Origin of the sequence: Modicisalibacter coralii, from assembly GCF_004117855.1 — a bacterium.
GTDB classification, from domain to species: domain Bacteria; phylum Pseudomonadota; class Gammaproteobacteria; order Pseudomonadales; family Halomonadaceae; genus Modicisalibacter; species Modicisalibacter coralii.
The window spans coordinates 12722-31694 of the sequence record NZ_QWBW01000046.1; the positions used below are offsets into that span (position 1 = coordinate 12722).

The 18973-nt window shown below is 69.1% G+C and carries 18 protein-coding genes; 7 read left to right on the forward strand and 11 right to left on the reverse strand.

Annotation, left to right across the window (positions count from 1 at the left end):
* Positions 1 to 8: 8 nt before the first annotated feature.
* Genes D0901_RS19415 through D0901_RS19425 form a run of 3 tightly spaced genes read right to left on the reverse strand, consistent with a single transcriptional unit; the run spans position 9 to position 3047 of the window.
* Positions 9 to 1100, reverse strand: a complete 1092-nt coding sequence (locus D0901_RS19415; protein ID WP_129141955.1) for an ABC transporter permease — start codon at positions 1098 to 1100, stop codon at positions 9 to 11.
* Positions 1097 to 2050, reverse strand: a complete 954-nt coding sequence (locus D0901_RS19420) for an ABC transporter ATP-binding protein (protein ID WP_203234912.1) — start codon at positions 2048 to 2050, stop codon at positions 1097 to 1099. Before D0901_RS19420 ends, D0901_RS19415 begins: the two co-directional genes overlap by 4 nt.
* On the reverse strand, positions 2040 to 3047 hold the full coding sequence (locus D0901_RS19425) for an HlyD family secretion protein (RefSeq protein ID WP_203234913.1): 1008 nt from the start codon (positions 3045 to 3047) through the stop codon (positions 2040 to 2042). The genes D0901_RS19420 and D0901_RS19425 overlap by 11 nt, the downstream gene beginning before the upstream one ends.
* A gap of 211 nt (positions 3048 to 3258) precedes the next feature.
* Here D0901_RS19425 and D0901_RS19430 point away from each other — a divergent pair, with 211 nt between their 5' ends.
* Entirely contained in the window at positions 3259 to 4401 is a 1143-nt protein-coding gene (locus tag D0901_RS19430; RefSeq protein WP_162500924.1) for a patatin-like phospholipase family protein, read from the forward strand.
* Positions 4402 to 4446: 45 nt separating this feature from the next.
* The gene (locus D0901_RS19435; RefSeq protein WP_129141958.1) at positions 4447 to 5250 is read left to right on the forward strand and encodes a 3-hydroxybutyrate dehydrogenase; all 804 of its coding nucleotides are present in this window, start codon (positions 4447 to 4449) and stop codon (positions 5248 to 5250) included.
* A gap of 7 nt (positions 5251 to 5257) precedes the next feature.
* On the opposite strand, the gene mnmC is transcribed toward D0901_RS19435, so the two are convergent.
* The 6 genes from mnmC to D0901_RS19465 form a co-directional block, all read right to left on the reverse strand.
* Complete coding sequence (mnmC, locus tag D0901_RS19440; protein WP_129141959.1) at positions 5258 to 7285, reverse strand: bifunctional tRNA (5-methylaminomethyl-2-thiouridine)(34)-methyltransferase MnmC2/FAD-dependent 5-carboxymethylaminomethyl-2-thiouridine(34) oxidoreductase MnmC1; 2028 nt, start codon at positions 7283 to 7285, stop codon at positions 5258 to 5260.
* A gap of 152 nt (positions 7286 to 7437) precedes the next feature.
* Positions 7438 to 8466 carry a patatin-like phospholipase family protein gene (locus D0901_RS21005; RefSeq protein WP_162500925.1) on the reverse strand — a complete coding sequence of 343 codons (1029 nt, stop codon included), beginning with the start codon at positions 8464 to 8466 and terminating at the stop codon, positions 7438 to 7440.
* A complete protein-coding gene (locus tag D0901_RS19450) occupies positions 8463 to 9605 on the reverse strand; it encodes an alpha/beta fold hydrolase (RefSeq protein WP_129141960.1) in 1143 nt (380 codons plus the stop codon). Before D0901_RS19450 ends, D0901_RS21005 begins: the two co-directional genes overlap by 4 nt.
* 15 nt (positions 9606 to 9620) lie before the next feature.
* A complete protein-coding gene (locus D0901_RS19455) occupies positions 9621 to 11444 on the reverse strand; it encodes a PHA/PHB synthase family protein (RefSeq protein ID WP_325051851.1) in 1824 nt (607 codons plus the stop codon).
* Between the two features lie 173 nt (positions 11445 to 11617).
* Entirely contained in the window at positions 11618 to 11917 is a 300-nt protein-coding gene (locus D0901_RS19460) for a YciI family protein (RefSeq protein ID WP_129141961.1), read from the reverse strand.
* 33 nt (positions 11918 to 11950) lie between these two features.
* Positions 11951 to 12502, reverse strand: a complete 552-nt coding sequence (locus tag D0901_RS19465; protein ID WP_129141962.1) for a septation protein A — start codon at positions 12500 to 12502, stop codon at positions 11951 to 11953.
* 90 nt (positions 12503 to 12592) lie between these two features.
* Between D0901_RS19465 and D0901_RS19470 the strand changes: the two genes are divergently transcribed.
* Positions 12593 to 13483 (forward strand): PHP domain-containing protein, encoded by an 891-nt coding sequence (locus D0901_RS19470; protein ID WP_129141963.1) that lies wholly within the window; start codon positions 12593 to 12595, stop codon positions 13481 to 13483.
* 76 nt (positions 13484 to 13559) lie between these two features.
* Complete coding sequence (locus tag D0901_RS19475) at positions 13560 to 14183, forward strand: L-threonylcarbamoyladenylate synthase (protein ID WP_129141964.1); 624 nt, start codon at positions 13560 to 13562, stop codon at positions 14181 to 14183.
* Positions 14184 to 14292: 109 nt separating this feature from the next.
* Here D0901_RS19475 and D0901_RS19480 read toward each other — a convergent pair whose 3' ends face one another.
* Together D0901_RS19480 and D0901_RS19485 are read right to left on the reverse strand one after the other, a co-directional pair.
* Positions 14293 to 15177, reverse strand: a complete 885-nt coding sequence (locus tag D0901_RS19480; protein WP_129141965.1) for an ion transporter — start codon at positions 15175 to 15177, stop codon at positions 14293 to 14295.
* Between the two features lie 20 nt (positions 15178 to 15197).
* Positions 15198 to 16079: a CYTH domain-containing protein gene (locus D0901_RS19485; protein WP_129141966.1), complete on the reverse strand. Its 882-nt coding sequence runs from the start codon at positions 16077 to 16079 to the stop codon at positions 15198 to 15200.
* A gap of 102 nt (positions 16080 to 16181) precedes the next feature.
* Here D0901_RS19485 and D0901_RS19490 point away from each other — a divergent pair, with 102 nt between their 5' ends.
* From D0901_RS19490 to argA, 3 genes are all read left to right on the forward strand, one after another.
* On the forward strand, positions 16182 to 16862 hold the full coding sequence (locus D0901_RS19490; protein WP_129141967.1) for a TIGR00153 family protein: 681 nt from the start codon (positions 16182 to 16184) through the stop codon (positions 16860 to 16862).
* Between the two features lie 61 nt (positions 16863 to 16923).
* Entirely contained in the window at positions 16924 to 18195 is a 1272-nt protein-coding gene (locus D0901_RS19495; RefSeq protein WP_129141968.1) for an inorganic phosphate transporter, read from the forward strand.
* Positions 18196 to 18346: 151 nt separating this feature from the next.
* Positions 18347 to 18973, forward strand: a 627-nt coding sequence (gene argA / locus D0901_RS19500) for an amino-acid N-acetyltransferase (RefSeq protein WP_129141969.1), incomplete at its 3' end; no start/stop codon positions are given.

Sequence of the window (18973 nt, forward strand, 5' to 3'; positions counted from 1 at the left end):
GTGGCTCGCTAATCGAGGCGCTTGCGCAGCCGTGACACGGTCAGCCCCAGCATCAGCCCGGTGAACACCCCCAGCGCGGCCAGCGACGGCCAGAGGTCGGCGAGCCCGGCGTCGCGCAGCATGATGCCGCGCACCAGGCGCAGGAAGTGGGTGAGTGGCAGCAGCTCGGCCAGCCACTGGGCGGGGCGCGGCATGCCGGCATAGGGGAACATGAATCCCGAGAGCATGATCTGCGGCAGGAAGGTGAAGAATGCCAGCTGCATGGCCTGGAACTGGCTGCGTGCCAGGGTCGACAGGAAGATCCCCAGCGCCAGGCTGGCGAGGATGAAGACCAGTGCGGCCAGGTAGAGCTCGCCGAGCGAGCCGCGTACCGGCACCGCGAACAGGCCCTTGCCCAGCAGCAGCACCACGCTGACCTGCACCAGCCCGATGGCGACGAACGGCAGCACCTTGCCCAGCGTCAGCTCCCATGGCGAGACCGGCGTGGCGATCAGCATCTCCAGGTTGCCGTTCTCGCGCTCGCGAACCAGGGCGATGGCGGTGAACAGCACCAGGGTCATGGTCAGGATCACGCCGATCAGGCCGGGCACGGTGTTGACCGGCGCACGGCGCTCGGGATTGTAGAAGTTGACCACCTCGATCGGTGCCACCCGTCGCGTCCAGCCCGCCGTGTCGGGTAGCGGGAAGCGCGCCAGCTGCCGTGCCGCCGCCTGGACCACCTGGTCGGAGCCGTCGACCACTAGTTGCAGCGCCGCGCGGTCGCCACGCTCCAGGCGCGTCTCGAAGTCTCTCGGCAACACGACCGCGACGCTGATGCGACCTTCGCGCAGCAGGGCGTCGATCGCCCGCGGCGTGGTCACGTGATAGCGCAGGTCGAGCACCTGACTGGCGCCGAGCCCGTCGATCACCTCTCGCGAGCGAGCGGTGTCGGCCTGATCGAGCACCGCGGCGTCGAGTCCGCGCACGTCGAGGTTGATGGCGTAGCCGAACAGCATCAGCTGCATGACCGGAATGCCGATGATCATCGCGAAGGTGAGGCGGTCGCGGCGCAACTGGCGCAGCTCCTTGACGACGATGGCGAGCAGGCGGTGCGTCTTCATGACGGGGTGGGGTCCGGTCCCGGCTCGGGTGGCGAGCGACGCGTGGCGGCGACGAAGACATCCTCCAGGGTGGCATGGTCGGCGCTCACCCGGGCCGCGAGTCCCGCTGCCGTGAGCGCCGCGGCGAGTTCGTCGGGGGTGACGCGGTCCGTTGCCAGTACCCTCAGCCCCAGACCGATCTGGGCCACCGCGATCACCCCGGGATGGGTCGCGAGATACTGGTGGGCCCGTCGGGGCCGACCGGTCTCGACGCGCAATGCCCGGCCGGGCAGGGCATCCATCAGTGCGCGCGGGCTGTCGTCGGCGGCCAGGCGGCCCTGGTCGAGGATCGCCAGGCGGGTACAACGTTCGGCCTCGTCCATGTAATGGGTCGACACCAGCAGCGTGGTGCCGGCGTCGGCGAGTTCGAACAGCGCCTCCCAGAAATCGCGGCGCGACTGCGGGTCGACGGCGCTGGTGGGTTCGTCGAGCAGCAGCAGGTCGGGGGTGTGCATCACCGTTGCCGCCAGCGCCAGGCGCTGCTTCTGGCCGCCGCTCAGGGTGCCCGCCAGGCGGTCGCGCAGTGCGTCGAGCCGATAGCGCGACATCAGGTCGTGGAGCCGTCGGCCCAGGCCGCGCGCGGGCAGGTCGTGGATCGCCGCCAGAAAACGCAGGTTCTCGAGCACCGTCAGGTCGCGATACAGCGAGAAGCTCTGGGTCATGTAGCCCAGCCGGCGCTTGAGCCGTTCCGCCTCGCGCGGCAGCTCGCAGCCCAGCACCGTGATGTTCCCGGCGCTGGGCGTGAGCAGGCCGCAGAGCATGCGCAGGGTGGTCGACTTGCCCGAGCCGTTGGGGCCCAGGAAGCCGTAGACCTCGCCGCGCGTCACCGTGAGCGACAGGTCGTCGACGGCCAGGGTATCGCCGAAGCGCTTGCTCAGCCCGCGCGTGCGGATCACCGGCTCACTGGTCATCGACGAGTTCCACCTCGACCGGCAGCCCGGCGGGCAGCCGTCGGGCGGTGTCTCCCTCGAGGCGCGCCTCGGCGCGATACACCAGACGGCTGGCGTCGTCGCCGGCCAGCGCGTAGTAGGGCGTGAAGGCCGGCTCGCTGGCGAGGCTTTCCAGGTGCGCGTCGAAGGGCTGGTCGACGCCCTCGACGTGTACCGTGACCGGGTCGCCCGGTGTCAGGGCGGCGCGCCGCCCGGCGGGTACGAAGAAGCGCGCGTAGGGCGCCTCGCCGACCAGCAGGCTGACCAGGGTGGCGCCCAGCGGCGGCTGATCGCCGGGACGAAACGGCAGGGCGTCGACGTGGCCAGCGCGTGGCGCCCGGATCGCCAGCCGTTCGCGGTCGATGCGCAGTTCGGCGAGGCTGGCGCGGGCCGCCGTCACCGCCGCAGCCGCCGCGGCGATACGCTCGGGGCGTTCGCCACGGGTCAGGGCCTCGAATTGCGCGGTGAGGGAGGCGACCTCGGCCCGGCGCTCATCGCGCTGGGTTCGCGCCAGGTCGAAACTCGACCGCGAGATCGAGCGCTGGTCCCACAGGCGCTGACTGCGTTGGTACTCGCGTTCGGCGAGCGTCGCCGCCGCCCGGGCTCGCTCCAGGTCGGCGCGTGCCGCGTCGAGGGTCTCCCGGCGGGTGCCGTTCTCGAGTTCGTCGAGCTGGGCCCGGGCCCGGTCCAGCTCCCCCTGGGCCCGGTCGAAGCGGGCATCGAGGCGGCGCGGATCCAGGGTCAGCAGGAGCTCGCCACGGGTGACGCCATCGCCCTCGGCGACCGCCCAGCGGCGCACCGGTTCGGAGGCTTCGGCGATGAGCGCGATGCGGTCCCACTCCAGGGTCCCGGGCATTGCCTCCGGGCGATCATCACAGCCGGCCAGTGCCAGCAGGATTGCCAGGCCGGCGCGGGCGGGCCGCAGGGCCGGGCCCGGACGGCGGCGTCGGCGGGCAAGACGGGAAATCGGCATGTGCATGAGGCGACTCTATCCCAGCCGAGCCGGCGGGATATTGATGCCCGTCACGCCGGGATGCGGTGACGCGCAGCGGGTTTCATGTTGCAGTGCAATACACAACTTCCTAGAGTGGGATGAAGAAACCGTCGTCGGGACGGAACGCATCGCGCGTCGCGGGGTCGACCCGATAGCGTCTCGTGAACGGTCGCAGGGGGATGAAATGGCACGACCCATGAATATTCTGGTCCTCCAGGGCGGCGGCGCTTTAGGGGCCTATCAGGCGGGCGTCTATCAGGCGCTCCATGAAGCCGACATCGAGCCCGACTGGGTGGTGGGTACCTCCATCGGCGCCATCAACGGGGCCTTGATCGCCGGCAACCACCGCCGCGACGTGCTCGCCCGGCTGGAGGATTTCTGGACCCGCGTCGCCCAGCCGTCGTCGAGCAGCGGCGCGGCACTGGAACACTACGAGACCGAAATGGCCAAGTTCCTGGCCTTGTCCACCGGGGTGCCGGGGTTCTTCCGCCCGCGGCCGGTGTGGGAGATCCCCCTGACCCGCAACTGGCACGGCTCGCCGCCGAGCTTCTACGACGTCACGCCCCTCGAGCGCACCCTGGAGGCGCTGGTCGACTTCGACCTGCTGGGGACCCGCGATCGGCACGACGGCAAGCGCCTGAGCGTCGGCGCGGTCAACATCGGCCGCGGCGCGATGCGCTACTTCGACAGTCAGGACGAGACCCTCTCGGTCCACCACGTGATGGCCAGCGGTGCGCTGCCGCCGGCCTTCCCGCCGGTATGGGTCGACGGCGAGGCCTACTGGGACGGCGGGCTGTGTTCCAACACGCCGATCGACTACGTGCTCGAGAGCGAACGCCCGGGCAGCGACATGGCGGTCAACTGCTACGTGATCGACCTGTGGAGCCCGCGCGGCCCGGTGCCCAAGACCATCACCGAGGCCATGCATCGCGAGAAGGACATCCAGTACGCCACCCGGGCCGGACACAATCTGCACTTCCTCAAGGAGATCCATCGGCTGCGTCATGCATTACGCAAGCTGGGCAAGCACCTGCCCGCCGATGTCCGCGATGACCACGAGGTCGCCGAGCTGCTGGGGCTCGCCCGCCAGGCGCCGGTCAACATCGTGCGGCTGCTGGCGCCGGCCCGCGAGGCGGAGACCGCGCAGAAGGATATCGACTTCTCCTATTCGACGATCATGGAACGCTGGCGCGCCGGCTATCGGGACATGCTGGGGGCGCTGGAGACCTGTCCCTGCCAGCGCGACCCGGTCAGCGACGAGATCGGCGCCAACGTCTGCAGCTATCGCAGCAATCTGGACGGCTACCTCGAGGACATGACCGATGTGCCGTTCGAGTGACGCGGCCGGCCGCGTCCGGTGTGTTAACCAAGGAGGAAAACCCGCATGTCACAACATCCCGCGCAGGACCGTATCAAGGACAAGGTGGCGCTGATCACCGGCGCCGCCAGCGGCATCGGCAAGCAGATCGCCACGCTGTTCGCCCAGCAGGGCGCCCGGGTGGTGATCCTCGATCTCGACCTCGAGGCGGCGCAGTCGGCCGCCCGGGAGTTGACCGAGCAGGGCGGCACCGCGATGGGCGTGGGCGCCGACGTCACCGACGAGCAGCAGGTCGAGGACGCCTTCAAGGCGGCGGTCGACGCCTACGGCCGGCTCGACGTGATGGTCGCCAACGCCGGCTCGCAGCACGTCGAGCCGATCCACAAGCTGTCCTACGACAACTGGAAGAAGGTCACCAACATCCAGCTCGACGGCAGCTTCCTGTCGACCCGCGCGGCCTTCCGCCAGATGATGACCCAGGACGGCGGCGGCTGCCTGCTCTACATGGGCTCGGTGCACTCCCACGAGGCCTCGGCGATGAAGTCGCCCTACGTCACCGCCAAGCACGGCCTGCTGGGGCTGTGCCGGACCATGGCCAAGGAGGGCGCCGAGTACGGCATCCGCGCCAACGTGATCTGCCCGGGCTACGTGAAGACCCCGCTGGTGGAGAAGCAGATTCCCGACCAGGCCCGCGAGCACGGCATGAGCGAGGACGAGGTGGTCGAGAAGGTGTTCCTCAAGGACACCGTCGACAAGACGTTCACCACCGTCGAGGACGTCGCCGAGACGGCGCTCTACCTGGCGACCTTTCCCTCCAACGCGCTCACCGGCCAGTCGATCGTGGTCAGCCACGGCTGGTTCATGCAGTAGGCGCGAATCACCGGGCCGTGCCGCGAATCAACTCGGCGATCAGCCGCCGGCCCGGATGCAGGTGATCGACCAGCTCGCGGGGCAGCGGCAACGGCTCGTCGCAGACCCGCGAGGCGATCAGTTCGGCGCACAGCGGTGCGCTGGCCAGCCCCCGGGAGCCGTGAGCGGCGCTGATCCACAGCCCCGGATGATGACGCCCCGGCGTGTCCGGTACGCGCCGTCGGGCATCCTTGGCCAGCGCGGCATAGTCGTGCTTCCAGGCCGCGGCGTCGGGCAGCGGTCCGGCGTAGGGGGTCTTGTCGGGGCTGGCGGCGCGCACCGCCGTGCGGCCGTGCAGGCGTGCCGGGTCCAGGTCGACGCCGGCGTCGCGCAACGCGGCGAGGTAACCCGGCAGGGTGCGCTCCAGCTCGGCCAGGTTGGCGGCGTGATCGGCCTTGCTGGGCGTGGTGTCGGTGACGTTGGGGTGGAAGGTGGCACCGAAGGTCAGAATGCCGTCCCGTGGCGGCGACACGTAGCCGCCGGCACAGACCACCCGCCGTGGGCGCGGCGCCGCGTCGGTCAGGGCGAGGTGGCTGACCTGACCGCGAATCGCCTGCAGCGGCAGCCAGGCACTCTGGGCGAAGCGGTTGGCCAGGGATGCGGCGGCGATCACCACCTGATCGGCGACGAGGCCGTCGCCGTCGCTGAACCGCAGCGACCAGCCGCCGTCGACCGCGTCGAGTGACGTCACCTCGCCACCCCGGAGGTGGACGCCCGGGGTATCCGCCAGCCGGCGGCACAGCGCCGCCGGGTCGACCCAGCCCGCCCGGGGATAATCCAGCCCACCCGTCTCCAGCGGCCAGCCGGCCAGCCCCCCGGCCGCGTCGTTATCGACGCCCCTCACCACGCTCGCGGGCAGCGGATGACCGTCCAGGAAGCGCCGCTGACGCCGGGCCTCGCGCTCGCCGGCGGCGCGTTGCAGCACGCCGCACTCCCGCCACAGGGTCTGCTCGGGGTCGAGCGTCTCGAGCCAGCGGCGACTGTGCAGCAGCCCCGCCAGGTAACAACGGCTCTGGGCGTTGGTCTCGGCGGCCAGCTTGACGTAGAGCGCGCCCTGGCGATTGCCCGAGGCGCCGGCGGCGGGGCCGTCGCGGTCGATCAGCGTCACCGCCACGCCGCGTCGCGCCAGGGCGTGGGCGACGCTGGTGCCGGCCAGTCCGGCGCCGATCACCGCGACGTGCCCGGCCGGGCGCGGCGCCGGGGGCACGAACCAGGTACTGTGACGCCGTGATTCGTCCACCGGCGGCTCGGTCAGTTCGGCGACCAGCATCTCGCGCTTGCGGCCGAAGCCGGGCACCTTGCGCCACGCAAACCCCGCCGCTTTCAGGCCGCGCTTGACCACGCCGGCGCAGGTGAAAGTCGCCGCGCTGGCGCCGGGGCGGCTGGCCGCGGCCATCGCCGCGAACAGCTCGGGTTGCCACATGTCGGGGTTCTTGCCGGGCGCGAAACCGTCGAGGAACCAGGCATCGACCCGGCCGTCGAGCTGATTCAGCATCTGCGTGCTGTCGCCGAAGTGCAGGTCGAGGATGACCCGCGCGTCCAGCCACAGCCGGTGCACGCCGGCCACCGCTTCCGGCCACTGGTCCAGCAGGCGTCGCGCCGGCGCGGCGAAGGCCGGCCAGGTGGCGAGGGCCCTGGCCAGATCGTCGCGGGCCAGCGGGAAACGCTCGGTGGAGACGATGTGCAGCCGCACCCCGGGGGGCGCGTGCTCCATGAAGCAGGCCCAGGCGCAGAGCACGTTGAGCCCGGTACCGAAGCCGGTCTCGCCGATCACGAAGGGGCGCGTTGCGTGCCAGCTGGCGAACCGCTCGGGCAGGCGGTTGGCCTGGATGAACACGTGCTCGGTCTCGGCACGACCGTCGTGGCGCGAGAAGTAGACGTCGTCGAAGGCGATCGAATGCGGCGCGAGCCGGTCGGTCTCGTCCTGGCGCCAGTCGAGATCGGGCGTGTCGAGACCGGCCAGCGGCGGCAACGTCGAGTCGGCGGGAGAAGGCAACGGCTAGGGCTCCGGTGGCATCGGGGTTGATCAAATTTTACCCGATCGTGGCCAGGCAGCGAACGTCTTGGCCTGGCGACAGGCGTCCGCGGGGTTTTCACAGAGTTTTCCACAACTCCTGTGCATGAACGCCGGCTGTGGACGAACCGCCGTCACGGTCCGTCCGAGTCGCCGTGAGTGCCGCTGGGGCGACGCGAGCGGCGGGCGTCGCGGTAACCGTTGGCGATGCGCCGCCGGATCGCGGCCGGGGAGAAGTCGGCCGGACCACTGTCGTCGGCGTCTCGATTGCCGATCACCCACAGCCGGTCGATGTGCCGGTAGCCGAGCAGGCGCCGATAGGCGGGACGCCGGCGAATCGGGCTGTCTTCGGGCAGGGCGCTCTCCATCGCCTCGACGAGTTCGATCAGGTCGTTGATCCGGCGAAGCAGCTTCAGATCGAGCTTGAGCTTGCTGGCGAAGTTGATCTCGAAGGCCCGCTCGACGACGTCGAGAAACTGCCGGGGCGCCGGCGCGTGCTGGCGAAAGGCATCGATGACGATCAGTTCGCGCTGCACCTCGCCGTCGCCGGGTGCCAGGGACTCGAGGGCATCGATCGCCGAGCGCAGCGGGGTGTTGGAGACCAGGCCACCGTCCCAGTAGTGGTGACCGTCGAGCGTCGTCGCCGGAAAGCCGGGGGGCAGGCTGGCGCTGGCCAGGATGTGTTCGAGGGTCAGCCCCCGGTGGTTGTCGAACTCGACGAGCTCGCCGCTATCCACGTCCACGGCGGTGACCGTCACCCGCACGGGGCTGGCGTTGAGACGCTCGACGTCGACCCAGCGTTCCAGCGACTCGCGCAGCGGCGTCGTGTCGTAGACATGGGTGGTAAGCCAGGGCGAGACCAGCCAGGCGGGGTCGAGCCGATACATGGCGGGGTTGGCGAACAGCCCCTGGTTGGCCTGGAAGGCCTCGGGCACCAGCGGCGAGGGGGGCAGGGCCAACTGGTCCCACATCGCCGCCAGCGTGGCGATCGGTTCGCCCCGGGCGCCGATCAGCACCGCGGCGGTGACGGCGCCGATCGACACCCCCGAGACGGCGTCCAGCCGCCAGTCGTCGCGTTCGTGCAGCGCCTTGAGCACGCCGAACTCGTAGGCGCCCAGCGCGCCGCCGCCCTGCAGGGCGAGCGCCGTCAGACAGCGACTCACGCGGCGCCTCCGGCGGCGATCCAGCGGGCGATGGATGGCCAGTACTCGGCGAGTGTGTGCCGCCCCATGAACAGGCCGATATGACCGCCCGGGGCGAGCGTGCTGATCACCCGGTCGGCGGGGCTGCCGAGCAGCGTGGCGGCGGCGAAGACCTGCTCGCGGGTGGTGATGTCGTCGTTCTCGCCGGCCAGCAGGTAGGCCGGGCAGGTGACGTCGCCCAGCGCCAGGCGCCGGCCCAGGCCGACGAAACGGCCGCGGGCCAGCCGATTCTCCTTGAACAGCTCGCCGATCGCCTGCAGGTACCAGCGCCCGGGCAGATCGAGCGGGTTCTCGTACCAGCGCGAGAAGGTCTCCTGCTTGGCCAGGTAGGCGGGGTCCTCGATGTGCTCGTAGAGCTCCAGGTACTTGTCGACGTACTGCTTGTCGGGGTGCATGTTCTTCCAGCCCTGGAGCATGAAGTCGCCGCGCATCAGGCCGTCGCCGAGGGCCACCAGGTGCTCGTAGAAGGCGATCGGCAACTGTTCGACCATGCGCTTGATGGGGCCGTCGCCGGCGGCGGTGTCGATCGGCGAACCGGCCAGCACCAGGGTCGTCACGCGGGCGGGGTAGCGGGCGGCGTACATCGCCGCCATCCAGCCGCCCTGGCATAGCCCGACCAGATTGATCCGCCCGCCCAGGTCGTCGATGCAGACGTTGAGTTCGGCCAGGTAGTTGTCGATGTCGTAGTCCTTCATCGCCGGCGTGGCGCTGTGCCAGTCGGTGACCAGCACTCGCGACAGGCCGTTGGCCAGCAGCGTCTCGACCAGGCTCTGACCGGGGTGATAGTCGGCGATGGTGGCGTGGTGTCCGGCGTAGGGAGCGATGACCAGGGTGGGTGTCTCGTCCGCGTCGGCGTCATCCGGCGAGAAGTCGCGCAGCGTCAGGGTGTGCAGCACCAGGCGTTCACGGTGGGGCGTGACGAATTCCGGCGGCGGGCCGTGATCGATCACCGCGGTCTCGGCGAGGAACTTGAGATTGTCGTTGAACAGCCGCCACTCCTGCTCGGCCAGCGTCGCCGCGGCGGTGAATGGCCAGAAGAGCGGAACGCTGTTCTCGGTGAGGGCGTGGTGGCTGGTCTTGTCGGCTGTCGGCTGGTGCATGGTGGCTTCCCTGGGTCAGGCCTGGCGGACGTAACAGCCCGGGGCCTCGGCCAGTGGCGGATGATCGTCGCCGCCCGGGTTCGGCGGGGCGACGTCGGCGGTGGAACGTTCGGTGAGCCAGGCCTGCCAGGCCGGCCACCAGGAGCCTTCCCGAGTGGGCACGGTCTGCTGCCAGGTGTCGGGATCGATGTAGGGCGCGTCGTCGCGGTGGGTGTGGATCTGGTAGCGGCGATGCGGATGGCCGGGCTCGCTGACGATGCCGGCGTTGTGGCCGCCGCTGGTGAGCAGGAAGGTCACCTCGCTGGCGTCGCCGAGCAGATGAATCTTGTACACCGACTGCCAGGGCGCGACGTGGTCCTTGAGGGTACCCACCGCGAAGATCGGCACGTGGATGTCGCTGAGGGCCACCGGCCGGCCGTCCACCGTGTAACGACCGGCGGCCAGTTCATTGTCGAGGAACAGCCGGCGCAGGTATTCCGAGTGCATGCGGTAGGGCATGCGGGTCAGATCGGCGTTCCAGGCCATCAAATCGTTCATCGGCTGGCGCTCGCCGAGCAGGTAGTCGCGCACCACCCGCGACCAGATCAGGTCGTTGGAGCGCAGCAGTTGAAAGGCCCCGGCCATCTGCGAGCCGTCCAGGTAGCCCTGGTCCCACATCATGTTCTCGAGGTAGGCGACTTCGCTGTCGCTGATGAACAGCATCAGCTCGCCGGCCTCGGTGAAGTCAACCTGGGTGGCCAGGGTGGTGAGTGAGGCGAGCCGCTCGTCGCCGTCGCGGGCCATCGCCGCCGCGGCGATCGACAGCAGGGTGCCGCCCAGGCAATAGCCCACGCCGTGCACGCGCTGCCCCGGAACGATCGAGCCGATCGCGTCCAGCGCCGCCATCGGCCCCAGGCGCCGGTAGTCGTCCATGCCCAGGTCGCGGTCCGCCGAGGAGGGGTTGCGCCAGGAGATCATGAACACCGTGTGGCCCTGGTCGACCAGGTAGCGCACCAGCGAGTTCTCCGGCGACAGGTCGAGGATGTAGTACTTCATGATCCACGCCGGCACGAACAGCACCGGCTCGGCCTTCACGGTCGCCGTGGTGGGGGTGTACTGGATCAGTTCGATCAGGTGGTTGCGATAGACCACCTTGCCCGGGGTGACCGCCAGGTTCTCGCCGACCCGGAAGGCCTCGCTGCCCACCGGCGGGCGCCCACTGATCCGGCGTTCGACATCCTCGACGAGATTCTGCCAGCCGCGCAGCAGGTTGGTGCCGCCCTGTTCCAGGGTCGCCCGGGTCACCTCGGGGTTCAGCCAGGGGAGGTTCGAGGGCGACCAGCGGTCGAGCAGCTGGCGGGCGATGAACGAGACCACGCGCTCGGTCGCCGGCGAGAGGCCGTCGATGTCGGTGGTGGCGTTGTGCCAGAACTGCTGGTTGAGCAGAAACCCCTGGTAGATCAGGTTGTAGGGCCATTGCGACCAGGCCGGGTCGGCGAAGCGCTTGTCCTGGGGCAACGGCTCGATGCAGGGCGCGGCGTCCCGCTGGGTGCCCAGCTGGCCGGCGTGGGTGGCGAGGCGGGTGAGCTTGCGCAGCGCCTTTTCCTGCAGTTCGAGCTGCTTGCCCGGCGACAGGGCCAGATGGCCGAGCCATTCGAAGTAGCTGCTCGCCAGGCCCGCCGGGCTGATGCCGAAGGTCAGGCGTGCCAGATTGGCCTTGAAGGCCCGGTCCAGCGCCCGAGCCGTGTAGTAGCCGGGGCCGGGCGGCATCGCCAGCGGCGAGAACGTGGCTGTCGGTCGGTGCGGGGCATCGAGTCGCGGGGGCTCGGCGGCGACGAAGGGGCGTGCGTCATCGTTCATGGCAGCCTCCCAGCCTCGGGGTGAGACGCTCAGCATAGAGAGCCCGTTCGCCCGGGCACAATGGCCGACACCGTCATCCGACGGTTTGTCTGATCTGGGTCAGTCCGGCGAGGGGCGGCGGGGCATGAAGAGGCCGGTTTGCCGGCGACCGTGGCCGCCGGTGAGGGGAGGGGTCAGGGCAGGACCTTCTTGAACGGCTTGACGCTGACCCGGGCATAGACGCCGGCGATCACGTAGGGGTCGGCATCGGCCCAGGCCTGGGCCTCGTCGAGGCTGGCGAATTCGGCGACCACCAGGCTGCCCGACATGCCGGCCTCGCCCGGGTCGTCGGCGTCGATCGCCGGATGCGGACCGGCGAGGACCAGGCGACCCTCGTCGCGCAGCGTCTCGAGCCGGGCCACATGGTCGGGACGGGCCGACTTGCGCTTTTCCAGGCTGTCCTTGATGTCCTCGCTGAGAATGGCGTAGAGCATGGGCGTGAAACCTCCGTGCAGGTTGGGGATGCCTCAGCGGTCGGAACCGCCGGGTGTCGCGGTCAGGTGGCGGCTCAGGTAGACCCCCTGGGCGAGCATGAACGCCAGGGTCAGGCCGAGCATGCCGAACAGCTTGAAGTCGACCCAGGTGGCCTCGTCGAAGGTCTTGAAGACGTAGACGTTGAGTGCCGCCATGGCGAGGAAGAATACCACCCAGGCCAGGTTCAGGCGGGTCCAGATCGCCCCGGGCAGGCTGATCGCCTGACCCATCATGCGCTGGATCAGCGGCTTGCCACCGAACAGCGGCGAGACCAGGAAGGCCACCGCGAACAGGGCGTTGACCACCGTCGGCTTCCACTGGATGAAGGTGGCGTCGTGGAAGACCACGGTGGCGCCGCCGAGCAGCAGGATCAGCGCCAGGGTGACGAGTTGCATGGTCTCGACGCGCCGCGTGCGCCACCAGGTGATTCCCACCTGGACGAGCGTCGCCGGAATCAGCACCAGCGTGGCCAGCACGATGTCGCCGCTGAGCTTGTAGACCGCGAAGAAGAGCGCGATGGGCAGGAAATCGAAGAGCAGTTTCATGGCAGGGTCCTGTGTGAACGGCGTTGACCCGCCCGTGCGGGGCGCGCAACATGACCGACCCCCATTCTGACAAAGACGCCCCGCGGCGTCATGCCAATGATTGCACTCCCCGAGACCTTCGCCGACGCCACCACCATCGACCTGCACATGCACTCCACCGCCTCCGACGGCGCGCTGGCGCCCGGCGAGCTGATGCAGCTGTGTCAGTCGCGAGGGCTCAGCCATGTGGCGCTCACCGACCACGATACCGTGGCCGGCGTCGACGAGGCGCGCAGCGAGGCGGAACGGCTGGGGATCGCGCTGCTCGCCGGCACCGAGCTTTCGGTGCAGTGGCGCGGGATGACGATTCACGTGCTCGGCTACCTGCCCGATGGCGTGCGCGGCACCCTGGTCGACGGCCTCGTCGCGCAGGCCGCGGCCCGCGAGGCGCGCAACCTCGAGATCGCCCGGCGGCTCGAGGCGATCGGCCTCGACGATGCCCTGGAACGGGCCCGCGCCACTGTCGAGGGCGACCGGCCGCTGGGCCGGCCCGATTTCGCCCGGGCACTGGTCGCCGCGGAACTGGTGCCCGACATGGCCGCGGCCTTCAAGCGCTACCTGGGCGCCGGCAAGCGCGGCGACGTCAAGATGCACTGGCCCTACCTCGGCGAGGCGGTGGGCTGGGTGCGCGATGCCGGCGGCGTGGCGGTGCTGGCGCATCCGCTGCGCTACAAGCTGACCCGGCGCAAGCGCGGCCTGCTGCTCGACGATTTCGCCGACGCCGGCGGGGCGGGGGCCGAGCTGATCAGCGGCTTCCAGAACCCCGACGAGACCCGCGATCTGGCCCGTCAGCTCAACGAGCGCGAACTGCTGGCCTCGAAGGGCAGCGACTTTCACTTTCCCGGGGGCTATCTCGCCCCGGGCAGCATGAGCGAGGCGCCGCGCACCGCGGTGGCGCCGTTGTGGCAGCACCCCGCACTGGGCGGATTCGCCGTCGGCTGATGTAAGCTCTAGGCTAGCTGGTAGGCTGGAGCGGGCGAAATCGCCGCTCATGACCATCGCAAGGCAAGGAGGGGCCATGACCCAATTCTTCCAGGTTCACCCGGAAACCCCGCAGAAACGCCTGATCGACCAGGCGGTGAAGATCATCCGTGACGGCGGCGTCGTCGCCTACCCCACGGATTCCGGTTACGCCCTGGGCTGCCACCTGGGCGACAAGAAGGCGATCGAGAAGATCAAGTGGCTGCGCTCGCTGGACGACAAGCACAACTTCACCCTGGTGTGTTCGGATCTCTCGGAGATCGGCACCTACGCCAAGGTCGACAACGCGGTGTTCCGGCTGCTCAAGAGCCACACGCCCGGCCCCTATACCTTCATCCTCAACGCCACCAGCGAGGTGCCCCGGCTGCTGCTGCATCCCAAGCGGCGCTCGATCGGCGTGCGGGTGCCCGACCACCGCATCACCCACGACCTGCTCAAGACCCTCGGCGAGCCACTGATGAGCGTGACCCTGATCCCGGTCGACGCCGAACTGCCGATGACCGATCCCGAGGAGATCCGCGAGCGCTTCGGGGCACATCTCGAGCTGATCATCGACGGCGGTGCCTGCTCGCTGGAGCCCACCACCGTGGTCGACCTGCGCGAACTGCCAGCGACCATCGTCCGCGAAGGGCGTGGCGATACCGCGCCGTTCACCGAATAAGAGTTCCTTTCAGAGCCGGTGTCGGGGATGGGCTTTCCCGGCGCCCATCGTTCACGGCGTTTGCCAATGAACTCCAAGCCCGTTTCGTCACTGACAGAGTGCCGGCCCGTCAGCCGGGGCCGGTCTCTCCGTTAGCGTCGCGTTGCCGGCGTGGGTCCTGGGTCTCCTCGTCGAGCCAGGTGCCGCAGCGCCGGCAATAGCGCGCGTCGCGCTCGTGCCCCTCCTGGCCGCAGCCCGGGCAGGCCTCGTCGGAATAGCGCTCCTCGCGGATCGAACGCATCATCTCCGCCGAGAACACGCCGGTGGGCACGGCGAGTATCGCATAGCCCATCACCATCACCAGCGCCGAGATGAACTGGCCGAAGGGCGTGATCGGCGTGATGTCGCCGTAGCCTACCGTGGTCAGGGTGACGATTGCCCAGTAGAGCGCCTTGGGGATGCTGGTGAAGCCGGCCTCGGGGGGCTCGATCAGATAGATCAGCGAGCCGAAGATGGTCACCAGCATCAGCACCGTGGCCAGGAACAGCAGGATCTTGCGGGCGCTGCGCCTGAGCGACTGCAGCAGGATGTTGCCCTCGCCGAGGAACTCCACCAGCCGCAGCACCCGGAACAGCCGCAGTACGCGCAGGATGCGCACCACCAGCAGCGACTGGGCGCCGGGAATCAGCAGGCTCAGCCAGGTGGGCAGGATCGACAGCACGTCGATCATCCCGTAGAAGCTCTTCAGGTAGCGCAGTGGCCGGTCGAGACAGTACAGCCGCACGGCCAGTTCCACGCTGAAGAGCAGCGTGAAGCCCCATTCGAGGGCGTAAAACCAGCTACCGTAGTGCTGGCGCAGGCTGGCCACGCTGTCGAGCATCACCACCGCGACGCTGAGCAGGATCAGCGTGATCAGCAGGATGTCGAAACCCTTGGCGAGGCGGGTGTCCGATTCGAAGACGATCTGAAAGAGACGGGTACGCAGGTCGAGTCTGTCCGGGGGTAGCGAAGACAAGCAGTGATTCTCCCAAGGGCTCAAGCGCGGTGCAGGGCGGCCAGTAGCGCCAGGCTGTGGCGGCCGAAGTCGCGGTCGAGCCAGTCCGGTTCGCCCAGGGCAGCGGCCAGCGAGGCGGCCGGCTCGCGGATCGCGGCGTCGAGCGCATCGTCGTCGGCCAGCGTCTGCAGGGCATCGCGGGCCCGGCCGAGAAACGCCGCATCGCCGCTGTCGGCGAGGGCGTCGAGGGCGGCGATCGCGGCGTCGAAGCGGCCCGCCGGCGAGGCGTCGTGCAGGGTCGCGGGGGTGGTCGGCAGCGGCCAGTGGGCGTCACGCAGTGCCGCGCCGCGGGCGGCCTTGCTCAGGTTGGCCGGGCGCAGCGGCACTTCGGCCGCGAAGGTCTCGGCGAGCGTCCAGAGCGCCTCGGGCGTGCCGCGCTTGAGCTCGAGTTCCAGCTCGTCGATCGCCGCCCGGTGTTCCCCGGCGAGGATCTCGCCGCGATCCAGCGCCACCTCGACGCTCGCTTCGCCGCTCTCTAGCAGCCAGCTCGTGCGTTCGAAGTCGGTGGTGAAGCGTGGCTCGAGGGCCGTGAGCACGTCGCGGCCCAGCGTCTGCATCGGCGCCAGTGTCTCGAGGCCGGCAAGATCCAGCGTGGGCCCGGTGATCGTCCATTCCCATTCGCCGCGTGCCGACAGCCCGCCCGAGCCCTGACCGGCGGTCTTCAGCGTCTGCAGCCAGCGTTCGGGCGTGCGCCGGATGCGCAGCGCGACCCGCGCGGCCTCCAGATCGCCCGTCGGCGTGTCATAATAGGTATTGGTCAGCGTCTCGCGGCGGGCAGGCTGGCCGGCCAGCCGGGGATGCTCGGCCAGCGCCCGCGCGCCGTCGGCGCCGAGGGCGAGTTTGAGTTCGATTTCCTCAGCCATAAGCAGGGCTCCGTTAATGACGGTTCGATGAATTCCTCATGACGCTGGGGCCCCCAATCACTATACTGACGCCGCCATTCACAACCGACGAATGATGCCGACATGGTGACCACCAACCCCTTTTCCGCGCTGTTCGGGCGTTCGCCGTTCAAGCCGCTGCTGGCCCACATCGTCAAGACCAGCGAGTGCGTCGATCAGTTGCTGCCGTTCTTCGACGCCACCCAGGCCGGCGATTGGGACGAGGCGGCCAAGTACCGCGAGGCGGTGACCAATCTCGAACATGAGGCCGATGTTCTCAAGACCCAGTTGCGCTTAAACCTGCCCAACACCATGTTCCTGCCGGTGTCGCGTTCCGACCTGCTCGAGCTGATCAGCGTACAGGACAAGATCGCCAACCGCGCCCGGGACATCACCGGCATCATGCTCGGCCGGCGCATGCAGATTCCCGACAGCCTCGCCCAGCCCATGCGCGAGTACCTCACTACCGCGGTGGCGGCCGTTTCCCAGGCGCGCAAGGCGCTGGAGGAACTCGAGGACCTGCTCGAGTCCGGCTTCGGACGCAACGTTTCCGATCTGATGCAGAATCTGATCCGCGAGCTGCACGAGCTCGAGCACCAGGCCGACGACCAGGAAGTCATCATCCGCCGTCAGCTCTTCGATCTGGAAGCCCAGCTTCCGCCGGTCGACGTGATGTTCCTCTACAACATCATCGACTGGATCGGCGATCTGGCCGACCGCGCCGAGCGCGTCGGCAGCCGTCTGCAGATCCTGACCGCACGCTGAGCCGGCACGCCGTCACGGCTGCCGGTTCGACGACTCACGCCACTCAGAAGAACATCTGCCTATGTCCATCATTGCGCAATACGGCGACGTATTCATCATCCTCGCCTGTGTCTTTGGCTTTTTCATGGCCTGGGGGGTCGGGGCCAACGACGTGGCCAACGCCATGGGTACCTCGGTCGGTTCCAAGGCCATCACCATCCGTCAGGCGATCCTCATCGCGGTGATCTTCGAGTTCCTCGGCGCCTGGCTGGCCGGCGGACAGGTCACCGAGACCATCCGCAAGGGAATCATCGACCCGGCGCTGCTCACCAATAGTCCCGAACTGCTGGTCTACGGCATGCTCGCCTCGCTGCTGGCCGCCGGGCTGTGGCTGCTGATCGCCTCGGCGCGCGGCTGGCCGGTCTCCACCACTCACTCGATCGTCGGCGCGATCGTCGGTTTCGCCGTCGCCGGGCTGGGCGTGGACGCGGTGGGCTGGCCCAAGGTGGGGCAGATCGTCGCCAGCTGGGTGGTGTCGCCGCTGCTCGCCGGGACCATCGGCTATGTGCTGTTCCGGTCGGTCCAGATCCTGATCTTCGAGAACAGCGACCCGTTCGCCGCCGCCAAGCGCTACGTGCCGGGCTACATCTTCCTGGTCGGCTTCATCATCGCCATGGTCACCCTGGTCAAGGGGCTATCCCATGTCGGGTTGCACCTGAACTTCGGCCAGAGCGTGCTGATCGCCATCGCCATCGGCGTGGTGATCATGGTGCTGGGCATCCTGCTCGAGAATCGCGTCAACCGCGAGAAGAAGCGCAGCGGCGACAGCTTCGGTTTCTCCAGCGTCGAGCGGGTCTTCGCCGTGCTGATGATGTTCACCGCCTGCGCCATGGCCTTCGCCCACGGCTCCAACGACGTCGCCAACGCCGTCGGGCCGTTGGCCGCGGTGATCAGCGTGGTCGCCTCGCACGGCAACGTCTCCGGATCGGCGGCCCTGCCGTGGTGGATCCTGGTGCTGGGTGGCGGCGGCATCGTCGTCGGTCTGGTGACCTACGGCCACCGGGTGATCGCCACGGTGGGCACCGGCATCACCGAACTCACCCCCAGCCGCGGCTTCGCCGCCACCCTGGCCGCGGCGACCACGGTGGTGCTGGCCTCGGGGACCGGGCTGCCGATCTCCACCACCCATACCCTGGTGGGGGCGGTGCTCGGCGTGGGGCTGGCCCGCGGCATGGCGGCGCTCAACCTGCGGGTGATCGGCACCATCGTGTTGTCGTGGCTGATCACGCTGCCGGCCGGGGCGCTGCTGGCGATCGTGTTCTTCTTCATGTTCAAGGGCATGTTCGGTTTCTGAGGCCCGTTCAGGCGGTGCTGGCACGACGGCGGGACGTCCCTCGGGGAGTCCCGCCTTTTCGTGGGCTCTGATATAGTCGTTCCTTCGAGGGCCGCGTCAGCACGCGGCATCGTCCCTTCTGCCATTCACCGCTGCCGGAGCTCCCCAGGCCGTGCACACGCGCTTACCCTTCGTCGACTGGTTCCGTAATTCCTCGCCCTACATCAACGCCCATCGCGGCCGAACCTTCGTCATCCTCATCGAGGGCGAGGCGATAGCCAACGGGCGTGGCGAGCAGTTGATCCAGGATCTGGCGTTGCTGCACACCCTGGGTGTGCGGCTGGTGGTGGTCTACGGCATTCGCCCGCAGGTCGGCACGGCGCTGGACGAAGCGGGCATCGAGCCGGTGCGCCATGACGGCCGCTGGATCGCCGACGGCGAGATCATGCGCCGTGTGGAACGTGTCGCCGCCGAACAGCGCCTGTGGCTCGAGGCACGGCTGTCGCTGGGCCTGCCCAACACCCCGCTGCACGGTGTCGAACTCACCGCCGTGTCCGGCAATCTGGTCATGGCCAAGCCGCTCGGCGTGCGCCAGGGCATCGATTTCGACCATACCGGCGAGGTGCGCCGGGTACGCGCCACGGCCATCGGCTCGCTGCTCGACCGGGGCACCCTGGTGATCCTGCCGCCGCTGGGCTTCTCGAGTACCGGCGAGGTGTTCGATCTCGATGCCGCCGAAGTCGCCCAGCAGACCGCCGTGGCGCTCAAGGCCGACAAGCTGATCCTGCTCGGCGAGGCC

What these genes read in the sequence shown, in the direction of transcription:
- D0901_RS19415 (WP_129141955.1), bottom strand. Translation starts at nt 1,100, where the DNA reads ATGAAGACGCACCGCCTGCTCGCCATCGTCGTCAAGGAGCTGCGCCAG.
- D0901_RS19420 (WP_203234912.1), bottom strand. Translation starts at nt 2,050, where the DNA reads ATGACCAGTGAGCCGGTGATCCGCACGCGCGGGCTGAGCAAGCGCTTC.
- D0901_RS19425 (WP_203234913.1), bottom strand. Translation starts at nt 3,047, where the DNA reads ATGCACATGCCGATTTCCCGTCTTGCCCGCCGACGCCGCCGTCCGGGC.
- D0901_RS19430 (WP_162500924.1), top strand. Translation starts at nt 3,259, where the DNA reads ATGAATATTCTGGTCCTCCAGGGCGGCGGCGCTTTAGGGGCCTATCAG.
- D0901_RS19435 (WP_129141958.1), top strand. Translation starts at nt 4,447, where the DNA reads ATGTCACAACATCCCGCGCAGGACCGTATCAAGGACAAGGTGGCGCTG.
- D0901_RS19450 (WP_129141960.1), bottom strand. Translation starts at nt 9,605, where the DNA reads ATGCACCAGCCGACAGCCGACAAGACCAGCCACCACGCCCTCACCGAG.
- D0901_RS19455 (WP_325051851.1), bottom strand. Translation starts at nt 11,444, where the DNA reads ATGAACGATGACGCACGCCCCTTCGTCGCCGCCGAGCCCCCGCGACTC.
- D0901_RS19460 (WP_129141961.1), bottom strand. Translation starts at nt 11,917, where the DNA reads ATGCTCTACGCCATTCTCAGCGAGGACATCAAGGACAGCCTGGAAAAG.
- D0901_RS19465 (WP_129141962.1), bottom strand. Translation starts at nt 12,502, where the DNA reads ATGAAACTGCTCTTCGATTTCCTGCCCATCGCGCTCTTCTTCGCGGTC.
- D0901_RS19470 (WP_129141963.1), top strand. Translation starts at nt 12,593, where the DNA reads ATGCCAATGATTGCACTCCCCGAGACCTTCGCCGACGCCACCACCATC.
- D0901_RS19475 (WP_129141964.1), top strand. Translation starts at nt 13,560, where the DNA reads ATGACCCAATTCTTCCAGGTTCACCCGGAAACCCCGCAGAAACGCCTG.
- D0901_RS19485 (WP_129141966.1), bottom strand. Translation starts at nt 16,079, where the DNA reads ATGGCTGAGGAAATCGAACTCAAACTCGCCCTCGGCGCCGACGGCGCG.
- D0901_RS19490 (WP_129141967.1), top strand. Translation starts at nt 16,182, where the DNA reads ATGGTGACCACCAACCCCTTTTCCGCGCTGTTCGGGCGTTCGCCGTTC.
- D0901_RS19495 (WP_129141968.1), top strand. Translation starts at nt 16,924, where the DNA reads ATGTCCATCATTGCGCAATACGGCGACGTATTCATCATCCTCGCCTGT.